Raw genomic sequence first — 22,987 nt, forward strand, 5'->3', positions numbered from 1 at the left:
TCGTCACCCCGCACACGCTTCGCCACTCATTCGCGACCCATCTTTTACAATCAGGTGCAGATATTCGCACCGTACAAGACCAGTTAGGCCACAGCGATTTGCGCACCGCTCAGATATATACGCACATATTGCAACGAGGGGGTAACTCTGTCGTCAGCCCTTTATCTAGGCTGTAACCTAACGATTTAATATCAATTCAATGACGAAGTGCTGTAAAACCGAACATGTCACATCGACACATGAAAAATTTAACTTAAGCACTCATTCAAACAATCAAAGGTATTATTGCTTTTAGCAAGTGACTTGTGGTCTGATCCGGCTAATTATGTTTATTCGTTCTACAAGGATCTCACGTGAGCGACCCAATCATTCCCCTAGTGGCGGTAGGCCTTATTTCTATCGCTTGTCAGTATTTTGCTTATCGCATCAAATTACCTGCCATTTTGCCATTGTTAGTCGTGGGTATTTTAGTCGGCCCTGTGTATGGCGTAATCAACGCCGATGCGTTATTTGGTGATTTACTCTTTCCTATTGTGTCCTTGTCTGTCGCTATCATTCTATTTGAGGGCTCGTTAACGCTGCGCTTTGGTGATTTGGCAGGTCATGGCTCTATGGTGCGTAACCTATGTACTGTGGGCACGCTAGTCACTTGGCTTGTTACGGCGCCTGTTGCGCACTATGCGTTGGGTGTTTCATGGCAATTAGCCTTTTTGTTTGGGGCGATTGTAACCGTAACCGGCCCTACGGTTATTGTGCCTATGCTGCGTACCGTGCGCCCAAGCAGTAAGGTCGCCAACATTTTGCGCTGGGAAGGCATTGTTATCGACCCTATTGGTGCGTTGTTAGCCGTGCTTGTGTTCGAATACATCATTTCTACCCAAGACGCGCTTAGCCACACTTTGTACGCATTTGGGTTAACTCTAGGTGTCGGCTTAGGTATTGGCGCTGCAACTGGCTACTTGCTGGGCTTGGCCCTTCGAAATAGCTGGATCCCCCACTACCTACAAAATACCGCAGTACTGACATTGATGTTAGGGGCGTTTGCCGGCTCAAATGTTATTGCCCATGAATCAGGTTTGTTGACTGTAACCATTATCGGGATGTGGCTGGCCAACATGAAAAACGTCAATGTGGAAGACATTTTAGAATTCAAAGAAACCTTGAGCGTTTTGCTCATTTCTGGGCTGTTTATTCTTCTCGCTTCGCGTATTGACTTGCACTCGGTGTTAAGTGTTGGTTGGGGCTCCATTTTAGTGCTTGTTGCTATTATGTTTGTCGCTCGTCCGGTTGGCGTAATTCTGTCGTCATTAGGAACTGGCTTAAATTGGCGCGAAATCGCCCTACTCAGCTGGATAGCGCCGCGGGGCATTGTAGCGGCTGCGGTATCAGCGTTATTTTCACTTAAGCTAGAAGTCTTAGAGTACGAACAAGCTGAATTACTGGTGCCTATGGTGTTTTTGGTGATCATCACCACGGTTGTGCTACAGAGTCTTACCTCTGTCAGTGTTGCGAAAAAGCTCAATATGCGCGCCCCTGCTCCCCACGGTTTTTTAATCTTCGGGGGCGGTTTGTTTAGCCGTTTGTTCGCGAAAGAATTGATGAGTCATGATGTGCAGGTCCGTATCACCGATACCAACTGGAATAATATGCGTTTGGCCCGCATGGAAAACATCCCCACCTACTTTGGTAACCCAATGTCTGAACATGCCGCGCGTACGCTAGATTTGTCGATGTTTGGTAAAGTATTGGTGATGTCACCCTATCGCCAATTGAATCCCATGGTGACCTATCATTTTGAGCACGAAATGGGCAAAGGCACAGTGCTTGGTTTGAACAATAACGAACAGCAGCAGCGCCCAAGTCATCAGGTGTCAGAGTCCTACGTCAAGAAGCTTGGTTTATTCAGTGATGATGCGACTTATGGCAAACTGGCTGGCTTGGTTGCGAAAGGCTCATTAATTAAAACGACTCGCCTATCAGACTCTTTTACTTATGAAGACTACAAAGAGCAGTACAACGAACGAGCCATTAAATTGTGTGCCTTGGATACACATAATCATGTGCATATGTTCACCACATCAAACAATGTGAAGCCTAAATCTGATTGGAAAATTGTCAGTTTGGTGAACCCAGAAAAACCGATGGAGAAAGCGATTGCTAAAGCAGAAATCACTGCTGAAAATAGTATTGAAGAGTCTAAGCTACCAGGCTAGATGAGGGGGATAAAGGGTTAGTCCAAACGCGAAACATTAACAGGCCGATGTATACATCGGCCTTTTTTTTGCTTTTTGAGCCATGCAAGGTATAAAAATAAAGCGTCTTATTCAATCTGTAACATTTGTTTGAACAACACGCCTGCTTGTGTGCGATTATTAAAGCCAAGCTTATTTAAAACCGCTGACACATGCTGCTTAATAGTCGATTCACTGACGCCTAATTCATAAGCGATTTGCTTGTTTAGTAAGCCATCCGCCATAAGCTGCAATACTTTTAGTTGATGAGGGGTTAACTGGGCCAGTTTGCCAGCGAAAGCCTGCTCTTGGCTGTCTTCTATTTTTTGAACTTGGTCTACTAATTCATTAGGCAGCCATTGCTCGCCTTCTAACAACTGGCGCACAGCATCGGCGATTACCGGTAATGGCGTTGATTTAGGTATATAGCCACAGGCACCAAAATCCATGGCTTTTCGGATCATACTCGGGCTTTCATCACCGGATACAATCGCTACGAGTACATCGGGGAAATGACTGCGGATCATGGTCAACCCTGTTAGGCCGTCATTGCCTGGCATGTTTAAGTCCAGAAATATCAGCTCAACATCACTGTGTTGCTTCAATAAGTCGATGGTTTGTTGATAGGAAGCTGATTCAAGAATATCGTTTCCTAATACACCTTGAATAGCCTGTTTCATGGCGCTACGAAACAAGGGGTGGTCGTCAGCAACGATGGCTTTAGCGTGCATTATAGGTACTCGGTTATCAATAAGGGGGACTCATTTCACGTGGTATTACAACGTCTGAACGTAGCTACCTGATTTTTAATAAATTTATCACTTGTCCTTATTAATTACATCAAATTTACAGTGAAAAGGTGGGTTGGTAGTGGATTAATAAGCTGCAGTGTATGTTCGTCTAAACAAAAAAAGGCAGTTTTCACTGCCAAACGTCATTACCACTTCACACATTAGAATTATTTTTATAGCGCGTGTATCTGTTCAAAATTAGGCGCGGTGAAAATAACAGTTCACCCGCGCCCTTCCTTACTTGGCTCCTAAAAACGATACCCAACGGTTAAGCTTACGGTGCGAGGGTCGCCGTAATAACCTATCAAAGTATTGTCACCACCGGTGCCGGCTGTATAACCTGTTGGATCATCAGGGTTCTCAACCACAAACTGATAGCCGCCCACTACGTATTCTTCGTCAGTGAGATTTTTGGCATGAATGCCGCCATACCAATTGCCGTCCTCGCTCTGCCACGACACACTTAAATTAACCAAACCGTAGCCGTCTTGAGTGATTAAGCTGTTTGATGTTTCAGTAATGGTGTAATCATCGCGGTAGTAATAGTTAGCATTAAATACGAAATCCCCCATGTCCGTGCTGAGCAGGTAGTTAGCCGCGAAATTGGCGGTGTACTCAGGGGTGTTCGAGATAGCAAAAGTATCTGCTACATCCACTCGCCCTTCCAGTGTTTCTTGGAACACCTCTTCAAATTCAGCATCGATATACCCCAGAGCCAGATCAAAGGTTAATTCGTCTGTGGCAGCAAAAGTGATTTCAGCCTCAACCCCTTTGGCTTTTGATTTGCCCACATTACCCAATATTTGCTGTAAATCTTCAGGTGACGTAACAGGCAGCACTGAGATGTACTGGCGGTCGTTATGCTCTAAAGCAAATAAAGTAACATTAGCCCTTAAGTTATCGTTCCAATCGCTTTTCATGCCTAGCTCAAATGAATCCACTACTTCTGGGTCAACCGCTGGCTCGTTTATGGTCGCGCGAGGGTTGTATGTACCTGATTTAAAGCCTTGTGAGTAACTGGCAAAGAACATCAAATCGCTGTTCATTTGATATTCTACGCCTACGCGGGGCGTAAAGCGTGACCAGCTTTCTTTTGCTGGTGCATCCAAAATACCGTCGCCGTCAGAATCACTGCCCAATACCTGCGGGACTATTTCACCTTCTGGGCGCACATAACCTGGGATCCAGTTTGACTCTGGATACACGTTGTCAAAAATTAACCCATTGCGAACGGTAGCTTGCTTTTCTTCATCTGTATAACGTGCGCCAAGGGTTAAAGATAACTGCTCAGTCACATCAATAGATGATTGCACATACGCGGCGATACTTTCGCTGTTGTTACAGCCAGATACTTCACGGGTCAAACCAGGCACGCCAAATGCAGCGCGGCCAAGAAAGCCTAGTATTGCTTCAAATTGGCCACAGGATTCACCGTCATAATAATAAATACCGCCCACTGCGTTAAACCCATCACCGGAGTAAGCTAATTGCAGTTCGTGAGTGTCATTTTCATCTTCATAAATTGCTGGTACATCGAAAATATCTATGGCGGTGTTATCAAAATCAATATTGGTGGGTGAGTAACTTTCGCGATGTGCGCCTATGTATTTCAAGCTGATATCATCGTTTACATCCCAGTTGGCCGTTAAGCTGTACCCTTCAAGCTCAACGTTATTTTCTGTCGGTAAACTGGTATACGAATCAAATACGCTGTCCGGTACGGGGGCATCTGTCAAACGACTAGGCAATAAGCGATATCCCCCTTTGGCGTTCGAATCATCTTCGGTTTTATCCCATGCAAAGCGGAAGAATAAATCCTCTGTTGGGGTAAACTCCACCGTCACCCTAGCGGCGGTTAAGTCCTTGTTATAGTTTTCTAAATCTTGCCCTTCAAGGGCCGATTCTAGGTATTCACCGTAACCATCGCGAGTTAAATCTGCTATCCCAAAGCCAATATACAGCTTGTCTTCAATTAACGGTAACTGCCCTGTAAGCTTGATATCGCGCTGAGAATAACTGCCCACTGTGCCTTGAATGTTCAGGGATGGGTCGCCGCTCATCGGCTTAGTCACATACTTTATCGCGCCGCCTATGGTGTTTTTACCATAAAGCGTGCCCTGTGGGCCGCGCAGCACTTCAATGCGTTCAACATCGAGTAAATCTAACACTGCGCCTTGCGGCCTTGCCACGTAAACATCATCAATGTAAATACCCACGCCTGGCTCGTAGCCCCACAGTGGGTCTTGTTGACCTACACCACGAATAAACGCGGTCAGTGTTGAATTGGTACCACGGCTGTTTTGCAAGGTGGTGTTAGGTGAAAATTGCTGGATTTCAGTCAGTACCGAAATGCCCTTCTCGTCCAGTTCAACTGCCCCTAATGAGGTCACAGAAATAGGCACTTCCTGCAGACTTTCAACCGTCTTACGCGCCGTGACTTCAATACGCTCAAGCCCTTTTTTATCTGCCTGAGTGGCGTTATCTGCTTCTTGAGCCATTAACGTTGGTTGGTAAAATAACACTGATGCAACAGCGCCAGCGATGAGGGATTGGGTGAATCGTTGTTTATTCATAGTGTGTCCTTGATTAGCAGTATTTCGTTTTTTTCATTGTCTGCTTGCTGCGGTCGTAAATACCTTAATCGAGTTTTAAGAGGCCGTCCTTAGTACCATAGTACTATGGGCAATTTCATTGGGCTAAGACACACTTGCACCATCACTTTATATGCTTGCTTGCGGTCACAAGTATTCATTTAAAGGAAGATAATATGCTCAGTTTAATTGGTTTGATAGGCGGGTTGTTGCTGCTAATAGTGCTCACTATTCGTGGTATGAACTTGTTTATCGCCGCCCCCTTGTGCGCACTTATTGTCGCGCTCACCAGTGGTATCCCGATATTTATCGGCGAAGTGAATTTTGTTACTAGCTATATGCAGGGCTTCTCTGGCTTCATTGCTTCTTGGTTTTTCATGTTTTTGCTTGGCTCTCTGTTTGGCAAATTCATGGAGGACACGGGCGCTGCTGATGCAGTAGCACGCTTCATCATAGCAAGATTGGGTCGCAGCCAAGCGGTTGCGGCGGTAGTACTGGCCTGCGCTATTCTGACTTACGGCGGGGTTAGCCTCTTTGTTGTGGCGTTTTCGGTTTATCCTATGGCGTTGAGCTTGTTTAAAGACGCAAACCTGCCTAGGCGTTTCATCCCCGCAGCATTGGCGTTTGGCTCAGTCACCTTTACCATGACATCCGCTGGCTCCCCAGAAATTCAAAATTGGATCCCAATTAAATATTTGGGTACCTCACCTTTTGCCGCGTGGGAAGTAAGCCTAGTAGTCGCAGTTTTTATGGCTGTTTTTGGGTTCTGGTGGATGCGCCGTATGATAAACAAAGCGTTAGCGAACGGCGAACAGTTCGAACATTGGGAACAAGATCCACATATCGCGGACCGCGCACTTCCTAGCGCTATTACTGGCTTAATTCCACTGTTGGTGGTACTCGTTCTTTCCTTTTTGCTCCACGATAGTCTCGGCCATTTAGCCTTGATCATTGCACTGGGTGGCGGAGTGCTCACCCTGATGATCATCAACTACCGTTATTTCATCAATATGCAAAATGCTATCACCGCAGGTACTACTGGCGCTTTGGTCGCCATTGGCAACACCGCAGCGGTAGTGGGGTTTGGTAGTATTGCGAAATCTACCGAAGCGTTTCAAGTAGCCGTAGAAGTCATGACCCATATACCGGGTAATGAGTTAATTGGCGCCGCGATTGCCATCAGTGTTATTGCCGGCTTAACTGGCTCGGCCTCTGGCGGACAGGTTATCGCCCTGCCCTTGTTGGCACCGCATTATATCGATCAAGGTGTGAACCCTGAAGAGTTACATCGGGTAGTATCTATTTCATCTGGTGCGTTAGATTCCCTGCCACACAACGGTTATGTGGTGACATTAATCCGTGCAATTTGTAATGAAACTCACCAGAGGTCATATTGGTCGGTTGGAGCGCTGACCGTGGTGGTGCCATTATGTGGTCTTGTTTTGGCTATCGCCCTATTTAACGTATTTTAGTGTGCAAATTATTCACGAGAGAGTGCATTTTATGTTCTTAACCCAGGTGTTTAAAAAAGGCCTTTTGGCCACTTTGGGCCTAATCATGTGCACCCAGGCGTGTGCAGCATCGGTCCAATTAGTCGAGAAAAAGCGATTTGAAATAGAAAATTTTAAAACCTTCGGCGGGAAAACCATCAAGCAAGTACAAGTCGGCTGGGAAAGCTACGGTACATTGAATCAAGCAAAAGACAATGTGGTGCTTATTACCCATTATTTTAGTGCGACCTCTCATGCCGCAGGTAAGTACCATCCAGATGATGCAACACCGGGATATTGGAACGCCATTATCGGCCCTGGTAAAGCAATCGACACTGACAAATACTTTGTTTTAAGCGTTGATACACTTGCAAACTTAAACGCTTACGACCCCAATGTGATCACCACTGGGCCTGCGTCTATTAATCCAGATACAGGAAAACACTACGGACTAACGTTTCCTGTGGTGACCATTCGTGACTTCGTAAACGTGCAAAAAACACTACTTGAGTCGTTAGGCGTAACCAAGCTACATGCGGTGGTTGGTGGTTCGATGGGCTCTATACAAGCATTAGATTGGGCCACTGCTTATCCTGAATGGGTGCCTAGAATGATCTCAGTCATAGGCTCAGGTCAAAGCGATGCATGGACAACCGCCTTGCTAGAAAAATGGGCAGTACCCATTCAACTCGACGCCAACTGGAAAAGCGGTGATTACTACAATAGCACTCCACCAAGCCAAGGGTTAACCGCTGCGTTAATGTTCATTACCCAAGATGCTCTCACACCAACCTTTTTTAACAAAACGGGTGAAGGCATAGGTTACTTTGCTCTTGAAGACGCTCCGTTAAACGACATTCGTCAACAGCATAGTATTGTTAAATGGTTGAAAGAGCGAGCCCAAAGCCGAGCAAAATTGATGGATGCTAACCACCTTTTGTATTTGGTACGGGCCTCACAGCTTTATATGGCAGGCCATTCAGGTGACATGAAACAGGCGCTGTCCTCAGTCAAGGCAAAAACCCTGTTTCTTCCATCATTTAATGACTTATTGCTGATGCCTTATTTAGCCAAAGACGCGGCAAATTCCTTAGAGCAACACCATAAAAATACTACTTATCGAGAATTAACGGGGGACTTGGGCCACCTCAATGGTGTGGTTGGTATCGAACAAGCGGCATCAGATATCAGCGCCTTTTTAGCTGACAAATAACAGATTAGTAAGAATACAAAAGGATCATTATGACTTTCTCTTTATCCAAATTTACCCAGTCCAATAGACGCCATTCCCGCTCTTGGTTTTTTGTCAACAGCCATTAGCGCTCTAGCTTTACCACTTGGTGGAATAATAAGCGCCTCAGTCTCTGCTCAGCCAGCTCAAAAAGCTCAAGAGAAAGCAGCTTCAGAAGGCGAAAAACGCTTCAATTTGGATCTGAATAAAATCTCTTTATCAGGGTTATCAAGCGGCGGTTTTATGGCCACCCAGTTTGAACTCGCTTACTCAGACTGGGTCTCTGGTGTGGGTATCATCGCCGCCGGACCTTATTATTGTGCACAAAATAGTATTCAAACTGCCCTTAGTCAGTGCGTTAATCAAATCAAAATACCGCTAGATTTAGGTACCCTTAACGCCCAGGCGCACAAGTGGAATGAGCAAGGAAAACTGCCCGACTTAAGCAATCTAAAGCAACACAAGGTATGGTTATTAAGCGGTACGCTTGATACCAAGGTGCTTGGGCAAGTAAACGATGCGCTTTTTGAACAGTATCAGCAGTGGGTCACACCTGAAAACATTAAGTACGTTCAAGACAAGCCCTTTGCGCATCTATTCCCAACCCTAAATTCAGGCACTAAGTGCGACGTATCTAAAACGCCATTTATTGGTAATTGCAATTACGATGCAGCGGGCGAAATGCTTAATTTTATTTCCTCTGAACTGCGCCCTCGTAGTGCTCAGCCCCAAGGTAAGTTGCTGGAAATAGACCAACATTTACTCGGTGATGAACCTGCTTCGACTCTTGCCGATACGGGCTATGTATACGTTCCCCAAGCCTGCGAGCAAGGCGAAGCCTGCACAGTGCACGTGAGCTTTCATGGTTGTAACCAAAATGCAGCTGCCGTAGGTGACGACTACGCAACGCAAACCGGGCTGAATAATTGGGCAGATACCAATCACATGCTGGTCCTTTACCCGCAAACAAAAAGCTCCATGATGATGCCGCTTAATCCCCAAGGTTGCTGGGATTGGTGGGGGTACACGGGAGAGGATTATGCCAATAACCAAGGTCAACAAATAAAAGCCGTTAAAAACATCATTCACGCATTAGTAAAATAAGAGAATACAAAATGAGCAACTCACACGCGATTAAACATAAAACGATTCTGATCACTGGCGGCGCAAGCGGGATCGGTTTAGGCATAGCCCAACAATTAGGCAGCAAAGGCCATAAAGTCGTCATCGCAGACATGAACATGGATGCAGCTGAACATGCTGTCGCAGAATTAGGGGCACTGGGGATCAGTGCACGTGCCCTTTTGCTTGACGTCACAAATCAAGAGCATATCAACAACCTTAGCGCTAACCTTGCCCCAGACACGGTAGATGTTTTGATTAATAACGCAGGTATTCAACATGTTGCCAAACTGGAAGAGTTTCCAGGGGATAAATGGCAGCAATTAATTAATATTATGCTAGTGGCGCCCGCCATGTTGACTCAAGCTTTGCTGCCCACCATGCGCAGTAAAAACTACGGGCGAATTATTAATGTTGGCTCTGTACATTCCCTTATTGCCTCCCCTTATAAATCGGCATATGTAGCGGCAAAGCATGGGCTGCTTGGCTTTTCAAAAACACTGGCACTGGAAACCGGTGATTGCGATGTCACTATTAATACGTTGTGCCCCGCTTATGTCAAAACCCCTTTGGTGGAGAAACAAATAGCTGCCCAAGCCAAAGAACATGGTATGAGCGAAGAAGATGTTATCAATAAAATCATGCTAGAACCCATGCCCAAAAAGTCATTCATTGACATTGATGAATTAGCCAGCAGCGCCGCTTTTTTAATGGACAACAACGCCCGTAATATTACCGGGCAAACCATCGTTATAGACGGAGGCTGGACGGCACGTTAAGCCACTATTCACATTTATCAGGACGGGACAGGTCAAATAAAGAAGGCCAGATAATATATATCTGGCCTTCTTATTTGTGACTACTTTTAACCATTATCCATTCGAGCTAATACTTACCTAACTACTGTAAATCAAAGCGATCCAAGGTCATGACTTTAGTCCATGCATTAACAAAGTCTTCCACAAATTGCTGGTGAGCATCATCTGATGCATATACTTCAGCAACCGCTCTTAGCTCAGAGTTAGAGCCAAATATCAAGTCAACTGAAGAGGCGCGCCAACGTTGTTTGTTGCTTTTGCGATCTATTCCAAGATAGAGATCCTCTTTGTCTTTCGCCTTTTCCCAGCGCGTTGACATATCGAGTAAATTAACAAAAAAATCGTTATTTAGGCTACCGGGATTATCAGTCAGTACACCTCTATCACTGCCATCAGCATTGGTATTCATGACCCTTAAACCTGCCACCAGCACGCTCATTTCAGGAACGGATAAATCCAAAGTATTCGCCTTATCCACCAACATCTCTACCGGTGATAAGGTATTTCCCTGAGCGTAGTAATTTCTAAATCCATCCGCTTTTGGCTCTAATACTTCGAATGATTTCACTTCTGTTTGAGCTTGGGTTGCATCACTGCGCCCCGGTACAAATGGCACTTCAATGTCGAAATCATTTTTACTCGCGGCCTGTTCAATCGCCGCCGCACCACCAAGCACAATTAAATCAGCCAGCGATACTTGTTTGTCACCGCTTTGCCCGTCATCGAAGTCTTTTTTCACCTTGTTAAGATAAGTTAAAACCTTGTTCAATTCGTCTGGATTATTAACTTCCCAATCCTTTTGTGGCGCGAGTTGAATACGCGCTCCGTTCGCACCACCGCGCATATCTGTCACTCTGAAACTGGCGGCAGCTGCCCAAGCAGTTTCCACCAATTGAGAGCCGGAAATATCCCCCCTCAAGCAGTTTTTTCTTTAGATTTTTAATATCTCGGTCATCAATCAATGAGTAATCCACGGTAGGAATAGGGTCTTGCCATAGAAAGTCATCTGTTGGCGACTCATCCCCTACGTAACGCGCTCGAGGGCCCATATCTCTATGGGTTAATTTAAACCATGCTTTTGAAAACGCTAACTCAAATTCCTTCGGATTGGCATGAAAGCGCTCAGCGATTTTTCTGTAATTTGGATCCTCTTTCAGCGCTAAATCTGTGGTGAACATAATAGGCGCATGGCGCTTCGACTTTACATGTGCATCTGGTACTAAATTCGCCCCAGCACCATCTTTTGGGATCCACTGAGTTGCGCCTGCCGGACTTTGGGTTTTAACCCACTCAAACCCAAATAGATTATCTAAATACTGCATCGTCCATTGCGTTGGGCTGACAGACCATGCCCCTTCTAGGCCACTTGTTATTGTGTCTTCTGCATTGCCTTTTCCACACTTGTTTTTCCAGCCTAAGCCTTGCTCTTCAATTGCTGCCCCAGCGGGCGCAGGCTCTAAACATTCATCTGGTTTATGTGCGCCGTGAGCCTTTCCAAAAGTATGACCACCGGCGATGAGTGCCACCGTTTCTTCGTCATTCATGGCCATGCGCGCAAACACATCACGAATATCGGCAGCCGCTGAGATAGGGTCGTGATTACCATTTGGCCCTTCAGGGTTAACGTAAATTAGGCCCATTTGCACCGCTGCCAGAGGCTCTTCTAATTTTCGCTCACCAGAATAACGCTCATTCCCCCCCAACCATTCTTTTTCTGGCCCCCAGTAGACCAAATCTGGTTCGAAGTCGTCTTCTCGCCCGCCGGCGAATCCATAAATAGTGAACCCCATTGACTCCATCGCTACATTTCCGGTAAGTACCATCAAATCAGCCCAAGACAAACTGCGACCATATTTTTGCTTAATTGGCCACAACAAGCGCCTTGCTTTATCTAGACTCACATTGTCAGGCCAGCTATTAAGAGGCTCGAACCGCTGCTGGCCACCTGCCCCGCCCCCGCGCCCATCTGACATGCGGTAGGTACCTGTACTGTGCCACGCCATTCGCACAAAGAAAGGTCCATAATGGCCATAGTCCGCTGGCCACCAATCTTGAGATGAGGTCAACAGAGCTTTAATATCGCTTTTCACATTCGCTAAATTTAGGGTTTTAAACGCCTCAGCATAATTAAAGTCCCCGCCCAATGGATTCGATTTCGCATCATTTTGCCTAAGCGGCTGCAAATTTAGCTGCTCTGGCCACCAAAATGTATTGGTCTTAGGCATACCGTTGGCTAAGGCACTCTGGCTGATACACATTGAGGCTATCGCCAAAGATACGGCGCTAATAAGGCAGGTTGAGTGTTTGTTAGAAGTGTAGGTCGAAAGTTTATTTACTTTAGTTAACATACTGATGTCCTTTAGATTAGTCACTTTGCCTAATAACTATAGGAGTCAGCGTGATTTTATTGCAGACGGAAAAACTGATTGCATTAATCTAAAATGTTAATCAATTGTGAATATCGACTCAAGGTAGCGGTAGCGCAGGCAGACACATAATACTGCATTGCGTTAAACCTGCGAATACGCAATCATATCGACCATTCACACAATAAGAGTTATAAAATGTCTGCCGTTACCCTTAATTTCACACTAGAAAAAGAAACTAAAAACAGCGTTCGTTATAAGGAAGTGCCAGAGGAAGGTAAAGCGCCAGTTCTGGGCTCTGTCTATGTACAAAAGTGGTACGCAGGCTCAGCGAAGAACATCACTATTACAGTTGAGAAAAAAGACTAATTGAATTTTACGGCAACCATTTAGTGTCAGCCCGCTTTTAGATTTTGAATATCTTCTATAAAATGCCCTAGCGCTCTGGCTTCAATATGTTTGATTTTCTTTTGTTGAGACTCGCTTAACATGTGGTACATGCTAGCGGCGCCGAAATCGCCAAAAATGATATTCCCCTCATCATCAACCAAGGTGTTATGGGCGTACAAATCGCCGTGGCAAACTTGGTTCATATGCAAATGATCATACACATCTTGCATCTGAGAGATGATTTTATCAATGTGCCGCGGCGGCAGTGTAAAGCCTTCAGGGAAGGTATCCCGAGTGCAACTATCTAAGGACGGGGGCAAACCTAGATTACGGTAATGGTTTGGAATTAACGCCATCACCAAAGCCAAACAATCAGGCTCTGTGACCTGTGCCAAGGGTTTTACTAAATTATTATGCTGGCCGACTTTCAAACACACCTGAAGTTCGTCTTTTGGGTAACCGTCACTTGTTACCTGTCCCTTGAATACCTTAACAGCAACCTCTTGGGGGAAGTCAACTTTTTCAGTCCATGTTGCTTTTGAAATTACCCCTGAGGCCCCCTGACCAAGAACCTCGTGCAAGGTGTAACTTGAAGATGAAACATGGGGTACATTTTCAATATGCAAATCAGCTGCTGAAAATGGATTACCTGCAAATGCAAACCAAGCGAGTTTGGGTAAATCTAGTAACTGATCTGGGCAATGCGTTAAATTGTTCGCCGATATGCGCAATAACTCTAAGTTGTGCAGCTGGCTCATATTCTCAGGTAACGCCGTAAGCTTATTACCCGCAAGGGCTAATTTTTGCATTCTAGGCCGCTCACCCAAAGAGTTTGGCAGTGCTTCTATCAGGTTATCCGTTAGAATCAGCCAACGTAATTTTATGGGTAAAGCGTTCTCGGGCACGTGCTTGATTATGTTGGCTTTAAAGCCGACCATTTCAAGATTTTCACACTGTCCCAATACTTCAGGTAGTACTTCAAACTGGTTGTTAGACGCAAATAAAATTCTGAGGTTTTTTAATTGAGACAGTTCATTGGGTAGATAACGCAATTTGTTGTTCGACAAATCAAGCACTTCCAAGGTATCAGCTAGGGTTAAAATCTCTAGGGGGAATTCAGTGAGACTTTCAGACAAAGTAAGTTTTGAAATGCCAACAAGTTGGCCAGATTGAAGCTGATTCAGTGTGTGCAAAATGATAAATCCAATGATAAAACATATAACGAAAGACAGTACTGCCTTTAAAGCGCCGCTAGCCTACTGAAAATATACGAAAAAAGATAGCGCAGAGAAAGTGCTTATATATGGCAATTCTAAGTGGATAAACAGAAATGAGTAGACAGCCTGAGCCAATAGGAAGCCTGAGCCAATAGACAGCCTGAGCGCATGAACACCTGAGTCAGTAAACAGCCCGCTAAACAGATTGGTAAAAGAAAGGTTGTATCGTTACGTAGAAAAAGCAAAGCGCAGTATGAACATCTGGGCTTTGCTCGATTTGAAAGGGTAATTTTCTATTTATTTTGAACCGAAACGTCGCTCGTACATACCTTTATGTAGTGCTTTAGCAGCATTGACCATAGGCGCATACGGTGTGTCAGTCACGTTCACAAAACCAACATTGTAGTTTTCGCCGTCAAAGGCTCTACCGGTAATCGGCGAGTCCATGTACTGGAACCAGTGTGCGCCGATAAAGTACGGATTATCGATAATCGTTCCCATATAATCTTGGTACATATCAGCTCTATCTTGCTGATTTGCAGCATGCACTAAGCCAGGGTGAAATAAACCGCTGTCAGTAGCACCAATGTGAAACTCCCCTACGATTGACGGCATATCAAAGTCTTTCAGAAATCCCCAACCCTTTGGATGCAATCCTTCTTTGTATATGTTGTAACTCATCACATCCACATATTGAGTCGCGGCTTTTGCCACTTCCATAGGCATTCCCCAATCTGCGAAGCGAGACCCCAAATAGAGATGATTGGGCAAATACGTTTGCATAGCAGCATCAACTGTTGAAAAGTACTTGTCGGCATAGGCATATAGCATATCGCTATAATCAGCTAACTGTTGTTTGGCTTGTGTTTCATCAGTCGCCAACACTGAATCGATGCCTTTATCAAACGCAGACCAAGACGAAATGTCTTTACCCCAAGCGGCATTTAAGGCCTCTATGCTGGTGTATTTATTTTTCGCCATCTTAGTAAACGCCGCTTTAGTCGGCACCTCGCTGCCATCACGCTTTAGGGTATTGAACACGATACCGTAACGAGACTGAGGTGTTTCACTGCGGCCAAAGCTCTTCTCATTGTCGATAAATACTCCCACGCACCAAGGCGTGTTTTTCACTTCTTCTGCAATAACACTAACGGTATGCAACGCACGCTCTTTGAATTTAGGGTCGAACACGTCAGGCATGTTGCCCCAGAAATCATCGCCACTAGACACTGTTTTATAGTCACCTATGATCCAACCATTAGCAAAAAACGGTACTTGCTGGTTATCGTAGAATGCAGGATCCGTCCAGTTTCCTAACGATGTGAACCCCCAATTACGCATTCTATCTAGGGTCACATCGTGCCACTTTTGCATGTAATCAGACGTCATTTCGCTGTATTTACGATCTAAGTTGGCGGAATAAAAACTGTAGGTTTCGCCTTGTTTTAGTGGCCCTGAGTGAACCCCAGTACGGTAACCATAATGTTGTCCCATAGGCTCATCGTAACTTGGCAACCAAGTGAATAAATCTTTTCGCAATTCAGATGCTACAAAACGCGCAGGTACTGCACTATCAGCAACTCGATTTAAACCCTGGGAATCAGAGGGCGTTACATCAGCGTTATCTGCTTTTACTAACACCTCGGGTGGAAAGTCATAACCTGTCATAGTAGACGAGTTAGCCAAGCGAATAATGTCTATTCCGGTGGCAAAGTACAGGTAGCCATCAGGGTCCACTAAACTCCACTTGCCGTTATATTTCGCTGTTCTGAAATTCCCCGTGCCCTCTAGTTTAGGACCGTTCAGCCAACCACCCCACTTTGAGCGCGGCGCGTTCCATTTTCCGTCTAAGGTTTTTAACTCTTGATCCCTTGCGTTTTTTAACTCTGCTAACGAGTGTACTTTACCGTCGAATTCACGTTTGGCATTTTGGCCGAATTGATCTACCACACCCGTGAGATAAAGCGTATCAATAGGGGAATTTTGGCGTAATCGAATGTCGTTTATAGTGATTTGTTTATCGAATAAATTGTTTTGTACGCTTAAAGAGATCTTGCTTATGCCACTAAGCTTAAGATTTTTTTTACCCCACAAAGAGATAAACTGCTTATCATCTGAGTGCCAAGTATCTGGGTTAGAGCGCAAGCCCGAGGTGAAATTAAATTCGTTTTTATCGTCACTGATTGATTTAGCGAGATCGTGGCCCGCCATTTTTGCATAATACGTACTCTGTGGCCCGACAGGCACACTCACAGAACGGGTATAAGTATCGCCATTGGTATCGGATATATTTAAAAATAACTGAACTGAGTGGTCTCCTTCGTTACCGATGTCAAAGGCGATACTAAAATCGTCTAAATCGCTCCAATCCCAAGCAACATCGGGAATAAACTCAACGGCACTGTTGATATTCTCCTTCCCATAAAATAGCACTTTGAGGCCATTGCCTGCTGAATCAACCACAGTCCCACTGGCATTAGTATATTTAACCTGCTTGAGGGAGTTACTATTTGTGGCAATAAACAATGTTTGAAGTGTTTTTTCCTGTTGCTCAACGTGTCCGACTGCTTGTGCCTTGGCGGCTGAGGAATGACTGACATTATCTTTTGTTTCACTCGCACTGCATCCTGCTAGCGCCGTTACAATCGCAACACACAAAAGCTTTTTACTAGCGTTCATAATTATCCCTCTTGAGATGTATTAACAAAATTTACATTTCGGCATTATACACAGCACACTTAACATGTAAATTGTTAACAATTAATTAAATTACATAAATAGGAAACATCGAAGTGAGTCGAGTTAGACCAAGAATTTAACGTAATGTATTGAGGTGAAAATCAAAAATAACGTATGATGGATTGGTTAAGTTTATCAATACGAACACTTCTCATAAAAATTTATTGACCTTAAATCAAAGACTAAGGTTACTAATTTCTTGATAGTAGAACCAACGTCTTATGCGCACTATGTTATTGAAAAACTAAGTTGCAAAAGCATGTTGACTTACCTGAGACATTAAGACAATAATTAATTATTAACAATTATTAATAATTGCGTTAGCATATATCAAAGACGATTTGAGACACTTTGTTAATAAAGCTCAGTAAATGTTGATAAACGTCGTTCACGCTAAATAGGAACACCAATGAATAATCAAGTTAGGCATGTATTCTTTTGCGCAATCGTAGTGGCATTCGGAGGATTCATTTTTGGTTTAGATGCCGCGCTTATCTCAGGCACGGTGCGCTTTATTTCCGCCGAATTTGCCCTGTCAGACTTGCAAATCGGTGCGGTAGTCAGTGCGCCCGGTTTCGGTGTTTTATTTGCGTTACTCATTACCGGCTATATCTGCGATAAGTACGGTCGTCGTCAGGCGTTACTCATTATTTCTGCCTTATACATATTGTCTGCGGTCGCATCTGTAGGCGCTATGTCTTTTGAGATGTTGGTTACGGCTCGTTTTGTGGGCGGCCTAGCGTTCACGTCCCTGTCAGTAGCGGCTATGTATATCGGTGAAATCGCTCCGCCAAAGCTACGCGGTAAATTGGTTGCCATGATCCAGATAAACATCGTTATCGGTCTCTCAGCGGCTTACTTTGCCAACTACATGATATTACAAGTATCACAATTAGACTCACAGTGGGTAATGTCTCTTGGCTTGAATACCCATACTTGGCGCTGGATGCTCGGCATTGAAATTATCCCAGCCATCCTATGGCTATTTTTACTTATTTTGATCCCAAGAAGCCCCCGCTGGTTGGTCATGAACAATCGCATGGATGAAGCAAAGCGCGTGCTGCATCAGTTTTTGAGTAACGAAGAAGTTGAAAAGGAACTGGTTCAAATTCAGCACAGCGTTGATTTAGGCGATAAGCACGCTTTATCCACCACAGAAGCGATAAAAGCCATGTTCGGCAGCAAAATGCGCAAAGCCGCATTGATCGGTTTAACCATGGGCGTGGTGCAGCAAATTACCGGAATTAACGCGATCATGTTTTACGCCCCTACCGTATTCGAACAAGTCGGTTTAGGGACAAATGCGGCGTTTTTTCAAGCGCTGATCGTCGGGTTAGTTAGTGTCCTATTCACCATAGCAGCAGTGTTGTTGGTCGATAGATTAGGCCGTCGTCCGCTGGTGATCTATGGACTTGGGGCGGGCACTACTAGCCTATTTATGTGTCACTACGCTTTCAGTCAGGCCACTTATATCCTTACCCCAGAGCAGATTAACACTTTTGCCACTGAGCATGGCCTAGCCAGCATGCACAATATGGTTGCCAGCGCATTTTCATCTGACATTGAATTTAAGAATATGCTGCAGTCGGTTATTGGTATTGAAGAATTTAGACGCCATGAAGGCCAACTAATGCAAATGGCGACTAACGTAAATGCAAACATGATTTTACTTGGTGTTATGGGTTATATAGCGGCTTTTCACTTCTCTATTGGGCCGGTGATGTGGGTGCTATTTTCAGAGATATTCCCAATCGCAATTCGTGGTACTGCCATCCCTATGTTTGCATTGCTTGCAAGTATCGTGAGTTATTTAGTACAACAGTTCTTCCCATGGCAACTAAGCCACATGGGGGCTAGTGATATCTTCTTATTTTACGCAATAAGTGGTGCCATAGGTTTCGTGATCTTGTTTAAGATCATGCCAGAAACCAAAAATAAAACGATTGAAGAAATTGAACTCGATTTAGACAGCACAAAAAATAAAGTGAGCGTGGCCTAATATGCGTAACTCTACATTTATCGCGATAGGCGAATGCATGGTCGAGCTGAGTTTTACCGCTCATAATAAACTGCAGCACTCGTTTGCCGGTGATACCTATAACTCTCTGGTTTACGCTAAGCGTTGGCACAATGAATTAGACTGCTATTTTCTATCTGGTATTGGCGAAGACAGCTTTAGCAACTTGATGACAGAGCACTGGCAACAACACGGTATCAGCGATGAGTTAGCTCTTACCTCTGGAAACCACAACGTCGGCATATACGCGATTAAGAATGACACCAATGGAGAGCGCCATTTCGATTATTGGCGCAAAGAGTCTGCGGCAACACAACTCATGTCGCTTATTGAAAAACATGGCAGTGAACCACACTGGCCACATTTTGATCTGGTTTATTTCAGCGGTATATCCCTAGGGATTTTATCTGATGACGATAAAGCACGCTTTATCAATCTAGTCACTCGACTCAAAGCAAAAGGCAGTAAAATAGCTTTTGATCCCAACTACCGTCCTAAAATGTGGGTGAACAAAGCGCATGCTATCCAATGGCTTGAAGCTGCATACACAGTCAGTGACATAGTACTACCAGGCACCGAGGATCATCAGGATCTATTAGGGCATGCATCTGTCACCGAGATTGTGGATTACTGTAAGAAGTACGAAGTGAGTGAGTTGGTCGTCAAAGCCGGCAAACAGGGTGTTTACGCTTTTGATTTTGGCCAAGCCGTATGTCATGTGCCTTTCACTCCTGCAAAAGTGCAGCGCGACACGACCGCCGCAGGAGACTCTTTTGCCGGGGTTTACTTAGCATGCAGAATGGCAAACAAAGATGTTCAATCAGCTATTGAGCAAGCATCAGGGGCCGCAGGCCTTGTTGTGCAACACCAGGGTGCCATAGTTGAACACGCTATTTTCGATGCATTTCGTCAACGTTTAGCCGATCACACTGTTGCGTGAATTGGTATCGCATCTAACTGATATTAAGAGGAAATAACATGACTCAGGCCAATCAAAAACAAAGCCTAGCCACCAAGCGCGCTATCGAGCGCGGTTACGATTCAAAGAACGCTGACTGGATGATCGAATTTGAAGTCAGCCCGCTAAAAGGTGACTTTGCCTTTGAAGAAGGGGTGATACGTCGCGACCCAACTTCTGTGATATCAGTAGATGGTGTATACCATTGTTGGTATACCAAAGGCAGCGGCGAAACCGTTGGTTTTGGTAGCAGTAACCCAGAAGATAAAGTGTTCCCGTGGGATTTAACGGAAGTTTGGCACGCCACGTCAAATGATGGTGAAACATGGCAAGAGCAAGGCCCTGCTATCACCCGCGGTGCACCTGGTGCGTTTGACGACCGTGCGGTATTCACCCCTGAAGTCCTCGCCCATGATGGTAAATACTATTTGGTCTATCAAACCGTGCAATATCCTTATACCAATCGACAAATAGAACAAATTGCCATTGCCCATGCCGACTCCCCTTTTGGCCCTTGGACAAAATCAACCGCGCCTATTTTGAGTCCCTCCATGGACGGCGAATGGCGCGGCGATGAAGACAACCGTTTCCACGTTCATTTAAAAGGCAGCTTCGATAGCCATAAAGTGCATGACCCTTGTTTACTAGTGTTTAATGGCAAATTTCACCTGTATTACAAAGGCGAGACCATGGGTGAAGAAATGAACTTTGGTGGGCGCGAAATCAAGCATGGTGTGGCTATAGCCGACGACATTTTAGGGCCTTATCGTAAATCAGAATACAATCCCATTTCTAACAGTGGTCACGAAGTGGTGGTGTGGAATTACCAAGGCGGCGTTGCAAGCTTATTAACCACTGATGGGCCAGAAAAGAACACGATTCAATTTGCCCCTGACGGCATTAATTTTGATATTAAGGCCCATATCAAAGGGGCGCCAGAAGCGATTGGCCTTTACCGCCCTAGCGAAACACAAGACCCCCCTGCCCCGGGTTTATATTGGGGTTTGTGTCATAAATACGATAGCAGTTGGAATTGGAACTACATTTGCCGTTATCGTTTAAAGAAACAAGTCTTGGACGCAGGTACGTTTCAAAACAGTAATTAGCGAAGTAGTAAAAGTGGATATCCAAGCAAACGATTGCGTATAAAAGTAAGAGGATGAACCCATGTACAAAAGCAGCCAATTAATCGATATGTTGAGACAAAAGTACAGACTTCGCTCTGATAACACTGTGGCTAAAAAGCTCGGTGTATCACGCTCTGCGGTGAGCCGTTACCGCAATCAAACTGGCTCTATCGATGATAGGCTGGCGGTAGAAATAGCTGAAATGCTCGCCCTTGACCCGTTTGAAGTTATTGCATCTATGCGCTGTGAGCGCGCAGCGCGTAACAACAGCCCGACAGACATCAATTTTTGGCGTAAATACGCAGCTTAAACAACACGTTTAGGCGGCGGTATTTTGTTACCCAAAAGCGATTATTTCGAAAAAGTCACCTTATAGTCAGTACACTATCCTGCTTTTTAAAGCGCCTACCTAAAGTGTGGCGTCTGCGTCTCTAGAAACTCATAAACTGAGTGACGATAAGCGTGTCGTCACCACTCATTTATTACCTGACGCTAATCATATAAGGGTAAATACAAGGCGTTTTACGCAAACACTTAGTCGCACTGAGCACAGATATCGGAGCATTTACTTACCGAACGACAAAGGACAGAAATAAGCCATTTAGTGAACGAGCTTAGTGAAACGTGAAAAATAAGGTTTAACGGACAAGTTACCTAGCTGCACACTTCACTATATCGAGCACTCTTGAACCTTATATAGAGCAGTCCTGAGCCTAAAACTGATCTACTAGTAACGCATTGACTGATAAAACCCTGACTGGCCAAGCGCCTAGCGTTCAATTACTTTGTAGTCAAGCTTGCTATATCCTCTCTAACTTCATAGGGTAACTTTGGTTGGCATTCCACTGGCCAACGTACAGATTGCCGTCATCATCCACGCATAAGCCATGACAATGATTAAACACATCCCATGTACTTTGCATGGGCTGCAACTGACCATTAATATACTCCGGCGCTGTGCCGCCAAGATTCGCCACCACACGATTGTCTTTATCAAACACGCTGATAAAGCCCGAATCGTCTTGGTTTTTACCGTCAATATGTGACCAACATACCGGCGCGTAAAAATGCTCGCCTTTAAATATAGGGCCACCAATATAAGCACCGTTTGCATCGATAGTGCCTAAATACTCGCCACTTAAGGTAAAGCGTTTTAAGCATTGTGCCCCTCTTGAGCTAACGATCAACTCAGGTATGTTTGTGCGTTTATCTATGCCTATACCATGGGTATTCGATAGATTGTAGTTTGCATCGATATTGTCGTGTCCGCCCCAACTGCGAATAAAACGCCCTTGGCTATCGTACTGGAGTATGTAATCAGAGCCATAGCCATCAGTAACGTATAAATCGCCATTATCACCAATAGCAATATCCGTTGGCCTAAAGGGTTGATCAGGTCGATAAACGCCGTAGGTTTGAGGGTGACCAATACTGAATATGAGTCGCCCTGACATGTCTAGCTTAGCGATAAACCCTGATTACGCCACAACGCGATTAAAGGGTGAATCCCATGCTTCAGTAGAGTGACCATCCCATAAGCGGTTTCTCACCCAGCCGCTATCAACGAGATACATAAAGTCCTCACCATTCTCATTGACTATTTTAACACTGTGGCCACCTGGCATATGTGTACTAAAGGTATCGAGCAATTTGCCATCGCGATTGTAAATCACGATATTATTGCGTGGATAGTCAGTTATCATCACCACCCGCCCTTTGACATCAATATCTAATGCGTGGCAGTTTTCAACCGGTGTCTGGCTATTATCAAGTCGCCCCCAATACGCATTAACTCGATACCTAAACTGCCCTTGACCCACTGTCATTCCATGAGGGTCGCGCTTGGATTTCGGCAACACCCAACCTGATTGTAACGTGTCAGCTTGCAGGTTTTTCTGA

General features: G+C 44.9%; 15 protein-coding genes and 2 pseudogenes. 11 read left to right on the forward strand and 6 right to left on the reverse strand.

Annotated elements, in window-relative coordinates; all coding sequences use genetic code 11:
- Nucleotides 1-176 (forward strand): tyrosine-type recombinase/integrase (locus GMES_RS11660; protein WP_039987308.1); only part of this gene is annotated, 176 nt, incomplete at its 5' end.
- A gap of 177 nt (nucleotides 177-353) precedes the next feature.
- A complete protein-coding gene (locus tag GMES_RS11665) occupies nucleotides 354-2,213 on the forward strand; it encodes a cation:proton antiporter (protein ID WP_006992898.1) in 1,860 nt (619 codons plus the stop codon).
- Between the two features lie 107 nt (nucleotides 2,214-2,320).
- Here the strand turns inward: GMES_RS11665 and GMES_RS11670 are convergent, their stop codons facing one another.
- Together GMES_RS11670 and GMES_RS11675 are read right to left on the reverse strand one after the other, a co-directional pair.
- Entirely contained in the window at nucleotides 2,321-2,962 is a 642-nt protein-coding gene (locus GMES_RS11670; protein WP_006992899.1) for a response regulator, read from the reverse strand.
- Between the two features lie 308 nt (nucleotides 2,963-3,270).
- Complete coding sequence (locus GMES_RS11675; protein WP_006992900.1) at nucleotides 3,271-5,595, reverse strand: TonB-dependent receptor; 2,325 nt, start codon at nucleotides 5,593-5,595, stop codon at nucleotides 3,271-3,273.
- A gap of 194 nt (nucleotides 5,596-5,789) precedes the next feature.
- Between GMES_RS11675 and GMES_RS11680 the strand changes: the two genes are divergently transcribed.
- The 4 genes from GMES_RS11680 to GMES_RS11695 all read left to right on the forward strand — a co-directional run bounded on the left by GMES_RS11680 (nucleotide 5,790) and on the right by GMES_RS11695 (nucleotide 10,235).
- Entirely contained in the window at nucleotides 5,790-7,085 is a 1,296-nt protein-coding gene (locus tag GMES_RS11680) for a GntP family permease (RefSeq protein ID WP_006992901.1), read from the forward strand.
- A 31-nt stretch (nucleotides 7,086-7,116) separates the two neighbouring features.
- Nucleotides 7,117-8,316, forward strand: a complete 1,200-nt coding sequence (locus GMES_RS11685; protein WP_006992902.1) for an E22 family MetX-like putative esterase — start codon at nucleotides 7,117-7,119, stop codon at nucleotides 8,314-8,316.
- Nucleotides 8,317-8,406: 90 nt separating this feature from the next.
- Complete coding sequence (locus GMES_RS22980; protein ID WP_006992903.1) at nucleotides 8,407-9,438, forward strand: extracellular catalytic domain type 2 short-chain-length polyhydroxyalkanoate depolymerase; 1,032 nt, start codon at nucleotides 8,407-8,409, stop codon at nucleotides 9,436-9,438.
- 11 nt (nucleotides 9,439-9,449) lie between these two features.
- Nucleotides 9,450-10,235 carry a 3-hydroxybutyrate dehydrogenase gene (locus GMES_RS11695; RefSeq protein WP_006992904.1) on the forward strand — a complete coding sequence of 262 codons (786 nt, stop codon included), beginning with the start codon at nucleotides 9,450-9,452 and terminating at the stop codon, nucleotides 10,233-10,235.
- Between the two features lie 121 nt (nucleotides 10,236-10,356).
- On the opposite strand, the pseudogene katG reads toward GMES_RS11695, so the two are convergent.
- A pseudogene (gene katG / locus GMES_RS11700) lies at nucleotides 10,357-12,622 on the reverse strand (catalase/peroxidase HPI).
- Nucleotides 12,623-12,838: 216 nt separating this feature from the next.
- Here katG and GMES_RS22685 point away from each other — a divergent pair.
- Nucleotides 12,839-13,009 (forward strand): hypothetical protein, encoded by a 171-nt coding sequence (locus GMES_RS22685; protein ID WP_006992905.1) that lies wholly within the window; start codon nucleotides 12,839-12,841, stop codon nucleotides 13,007-13,009.
- Between the two features lie 26 nt (nucleotides 13,010-13,035).
- Here GMES_RS22685 and GMES_RS11705 read toward each other — a convergent pair whose 3' ends face one another.
- Both GMES_RS11705 and GMES_RS11710 read right to left on the reverse strand, forming a co-directional pair.
- Nucleotides 13,036-14,223 carry a leucine-rich repeat-containing protein kinase family protein gene (locus GMES_RS11705; protein WP_006992906.1) on the reverse strand — a complete coding sequence of 396 codons (1,188 nt, stop codon included), beginning with the start codon at nucleotides 14,221-14,223 and terminating at the stop codon, nucleotides 13,036-13,038.
- Nucleotides 14,224-14,544: 321 nt separating this feature from the next.
- Nucleotides 14,545-16,926, reverse strand: coding sequence for a beta-galactosidase (locus GMES_RS11710; protein ID WP_006992907.1), 2,382 nt, complete (start codon nucleotides 16,924-16,926; stop codon nucleotides 14,545-14,547).
- 469 nt (nucleotides 16,927-17,395) lie between these two features.
- On the opposite strand from GMES_RS11710, the gene GMES_RS11715 reads away from it, so the two are divergent.
- The 4 genes from GMES_RS11715 (at nucleotide 17,396) to GMES_RS11730 (ending at nucleotide 21,398) form a co-directional block, all read left to right on the forward strand.
- Nucleotides 17,396-18,985, forward strand: coding sequence for a sugar porter family MFS transporter (locus GMES_RS11715; RefSeq protein WP_006992908.1), 1,590 nt, complete (start codon nucleotides 17,396-17,398; stop codon nucleotides 18,983-18,985).
- 1 nt (nucleotide 18,986) lies between these two features.
- Nucleotides 18,987-19,943, forward strand: a complete 957-nt coding sequence (locus tag GMES_RS11720) for a sugar kinase (protein ID WP_039987311.1) — start codon at nucleotides 18,987-18,989, stop codon at nucleotides 19,941-19,943.
- Between the two features lie 38 nt (nucleotides 19,944-19,981).
- Entirely contained in the window at nucleotides 19,982-21,067 is a 1,086-nt protein-coding gene (locus GMES_RS11725; RefSeq protein ID WP_006992910.1) for a glycoside hydrolase family 117 protein, read from the forward strand.
- A 61-nt stretch (nucleotides 21,068-21,128) separates the two neighbouring features.
- Nucleotides 21,129-21,398 (forward strand): helix-turn-helix domain-containing protein, encoded by a 270-nt coding sequence (locus GMES_RS11730; RefSeq protein WP_006992911.1) that lies wholly within the window; start codon nucleotides 21,129-21,131, stop codon nucleotides 21,396-21,398.
- 490 nt (nucleotides 21,399-21,888) lie between these two features.
- Here GMES_RS11730 and GMES_RS11735 read toward each other — a convergent pair.
- A pseudogene (locus tag GMES_RS11735) lies at nucleotides 21,889-22,914 on the reverse strand (6-bladed beta-propeller).
- Between the last annotated feature and the right edge of the window lie 73 nt (nucleotides 22,915-22,987).

Source organism: Paraglaciecola mesophila KMM 241 (assembly GCF_000315015.1).
Taxonomy (GTDB): Bacteria; Pseudomonadota; Gammaproteobacteria; order Enterobacterales; family Alteromonadaceae; genus Paraglaciecola; species Paraglaciecola mesophila.

Coding starts and splice junctions, on each gene's coding strand:
- GMES_RS11670 (WP_006992899.1), bottom strand. CDS start 2,962: ATGCACGCTAAAGCCATCGTTGCTGACGACCACCCCTTGTTTCGTAGC.
- GMES_RS11675 (WP_006992900.1), bottom strand. CDS start 5,595: ATGAATAAACAACGATTCACCCAATCCCTCATCGCTGGCGCTGTTGCA.
- GMES_RS11680 (WP_006992901.1), top strand. CDS start 5,790: ATGCTCAGTTTAATTGGTTTGATAGGCGGGTTGTTGCTGCTAATAGTG.
- GMES_RS11685 (WP_006992902.1), top strand. CDS start 7,117: ATGTTCTTAACCCAGGTGTTTAAAAAAGGCCTTTTGGCCACTTTGGGC.
- GMES_RS11695 (WP_006992904.1), top strand. CDS start 9,450: ATGAGCAACTCACACGCGATTAAACATAAAACGATTCTGATCACTGGC.
- GMES_RS22685 (WP_006992905.1), top strand. CDS start 12,839: ATGTCTGCCGTTACCCTTAATTTCACACTAGAAAAAGAAACTAAAAAC.
- GMES_RS11710 (WP_006992907.1), bottom strand. CDS start 16,926: ATGAACGCTAGTAAAAAGCTTTTGTGTGTTGCGATTGTAACGGCGCTA.
- GMES_RS11715 (WP_006992908.1), top strand. CDS start 17,396: ATGAATAATCAAGTTAGGCATGTATTCTTTTGCGCAATCGTAGTGGCA.
- GMES_RS11720 (WP_039987311.1), top strand. CDS start 18,987: ATGCGTAACTCTACATTTATCGCGATAGGCGAATGCATGGTCGAGCTG.
- GMES_RS11725 (WP_006992910.1), top strand. CDS start 19,982: ATGACTCAGGCCAATCAAAAACAAAGCCTAGCCACCAAGCGCGCTATC.
- GMES_RS11730 (WP_006992911.1), top strand. CDS start 21,129: ATGTACAAAAGCAGCCAATTAATCGATATGTTGAGACAAAAGTACAGA.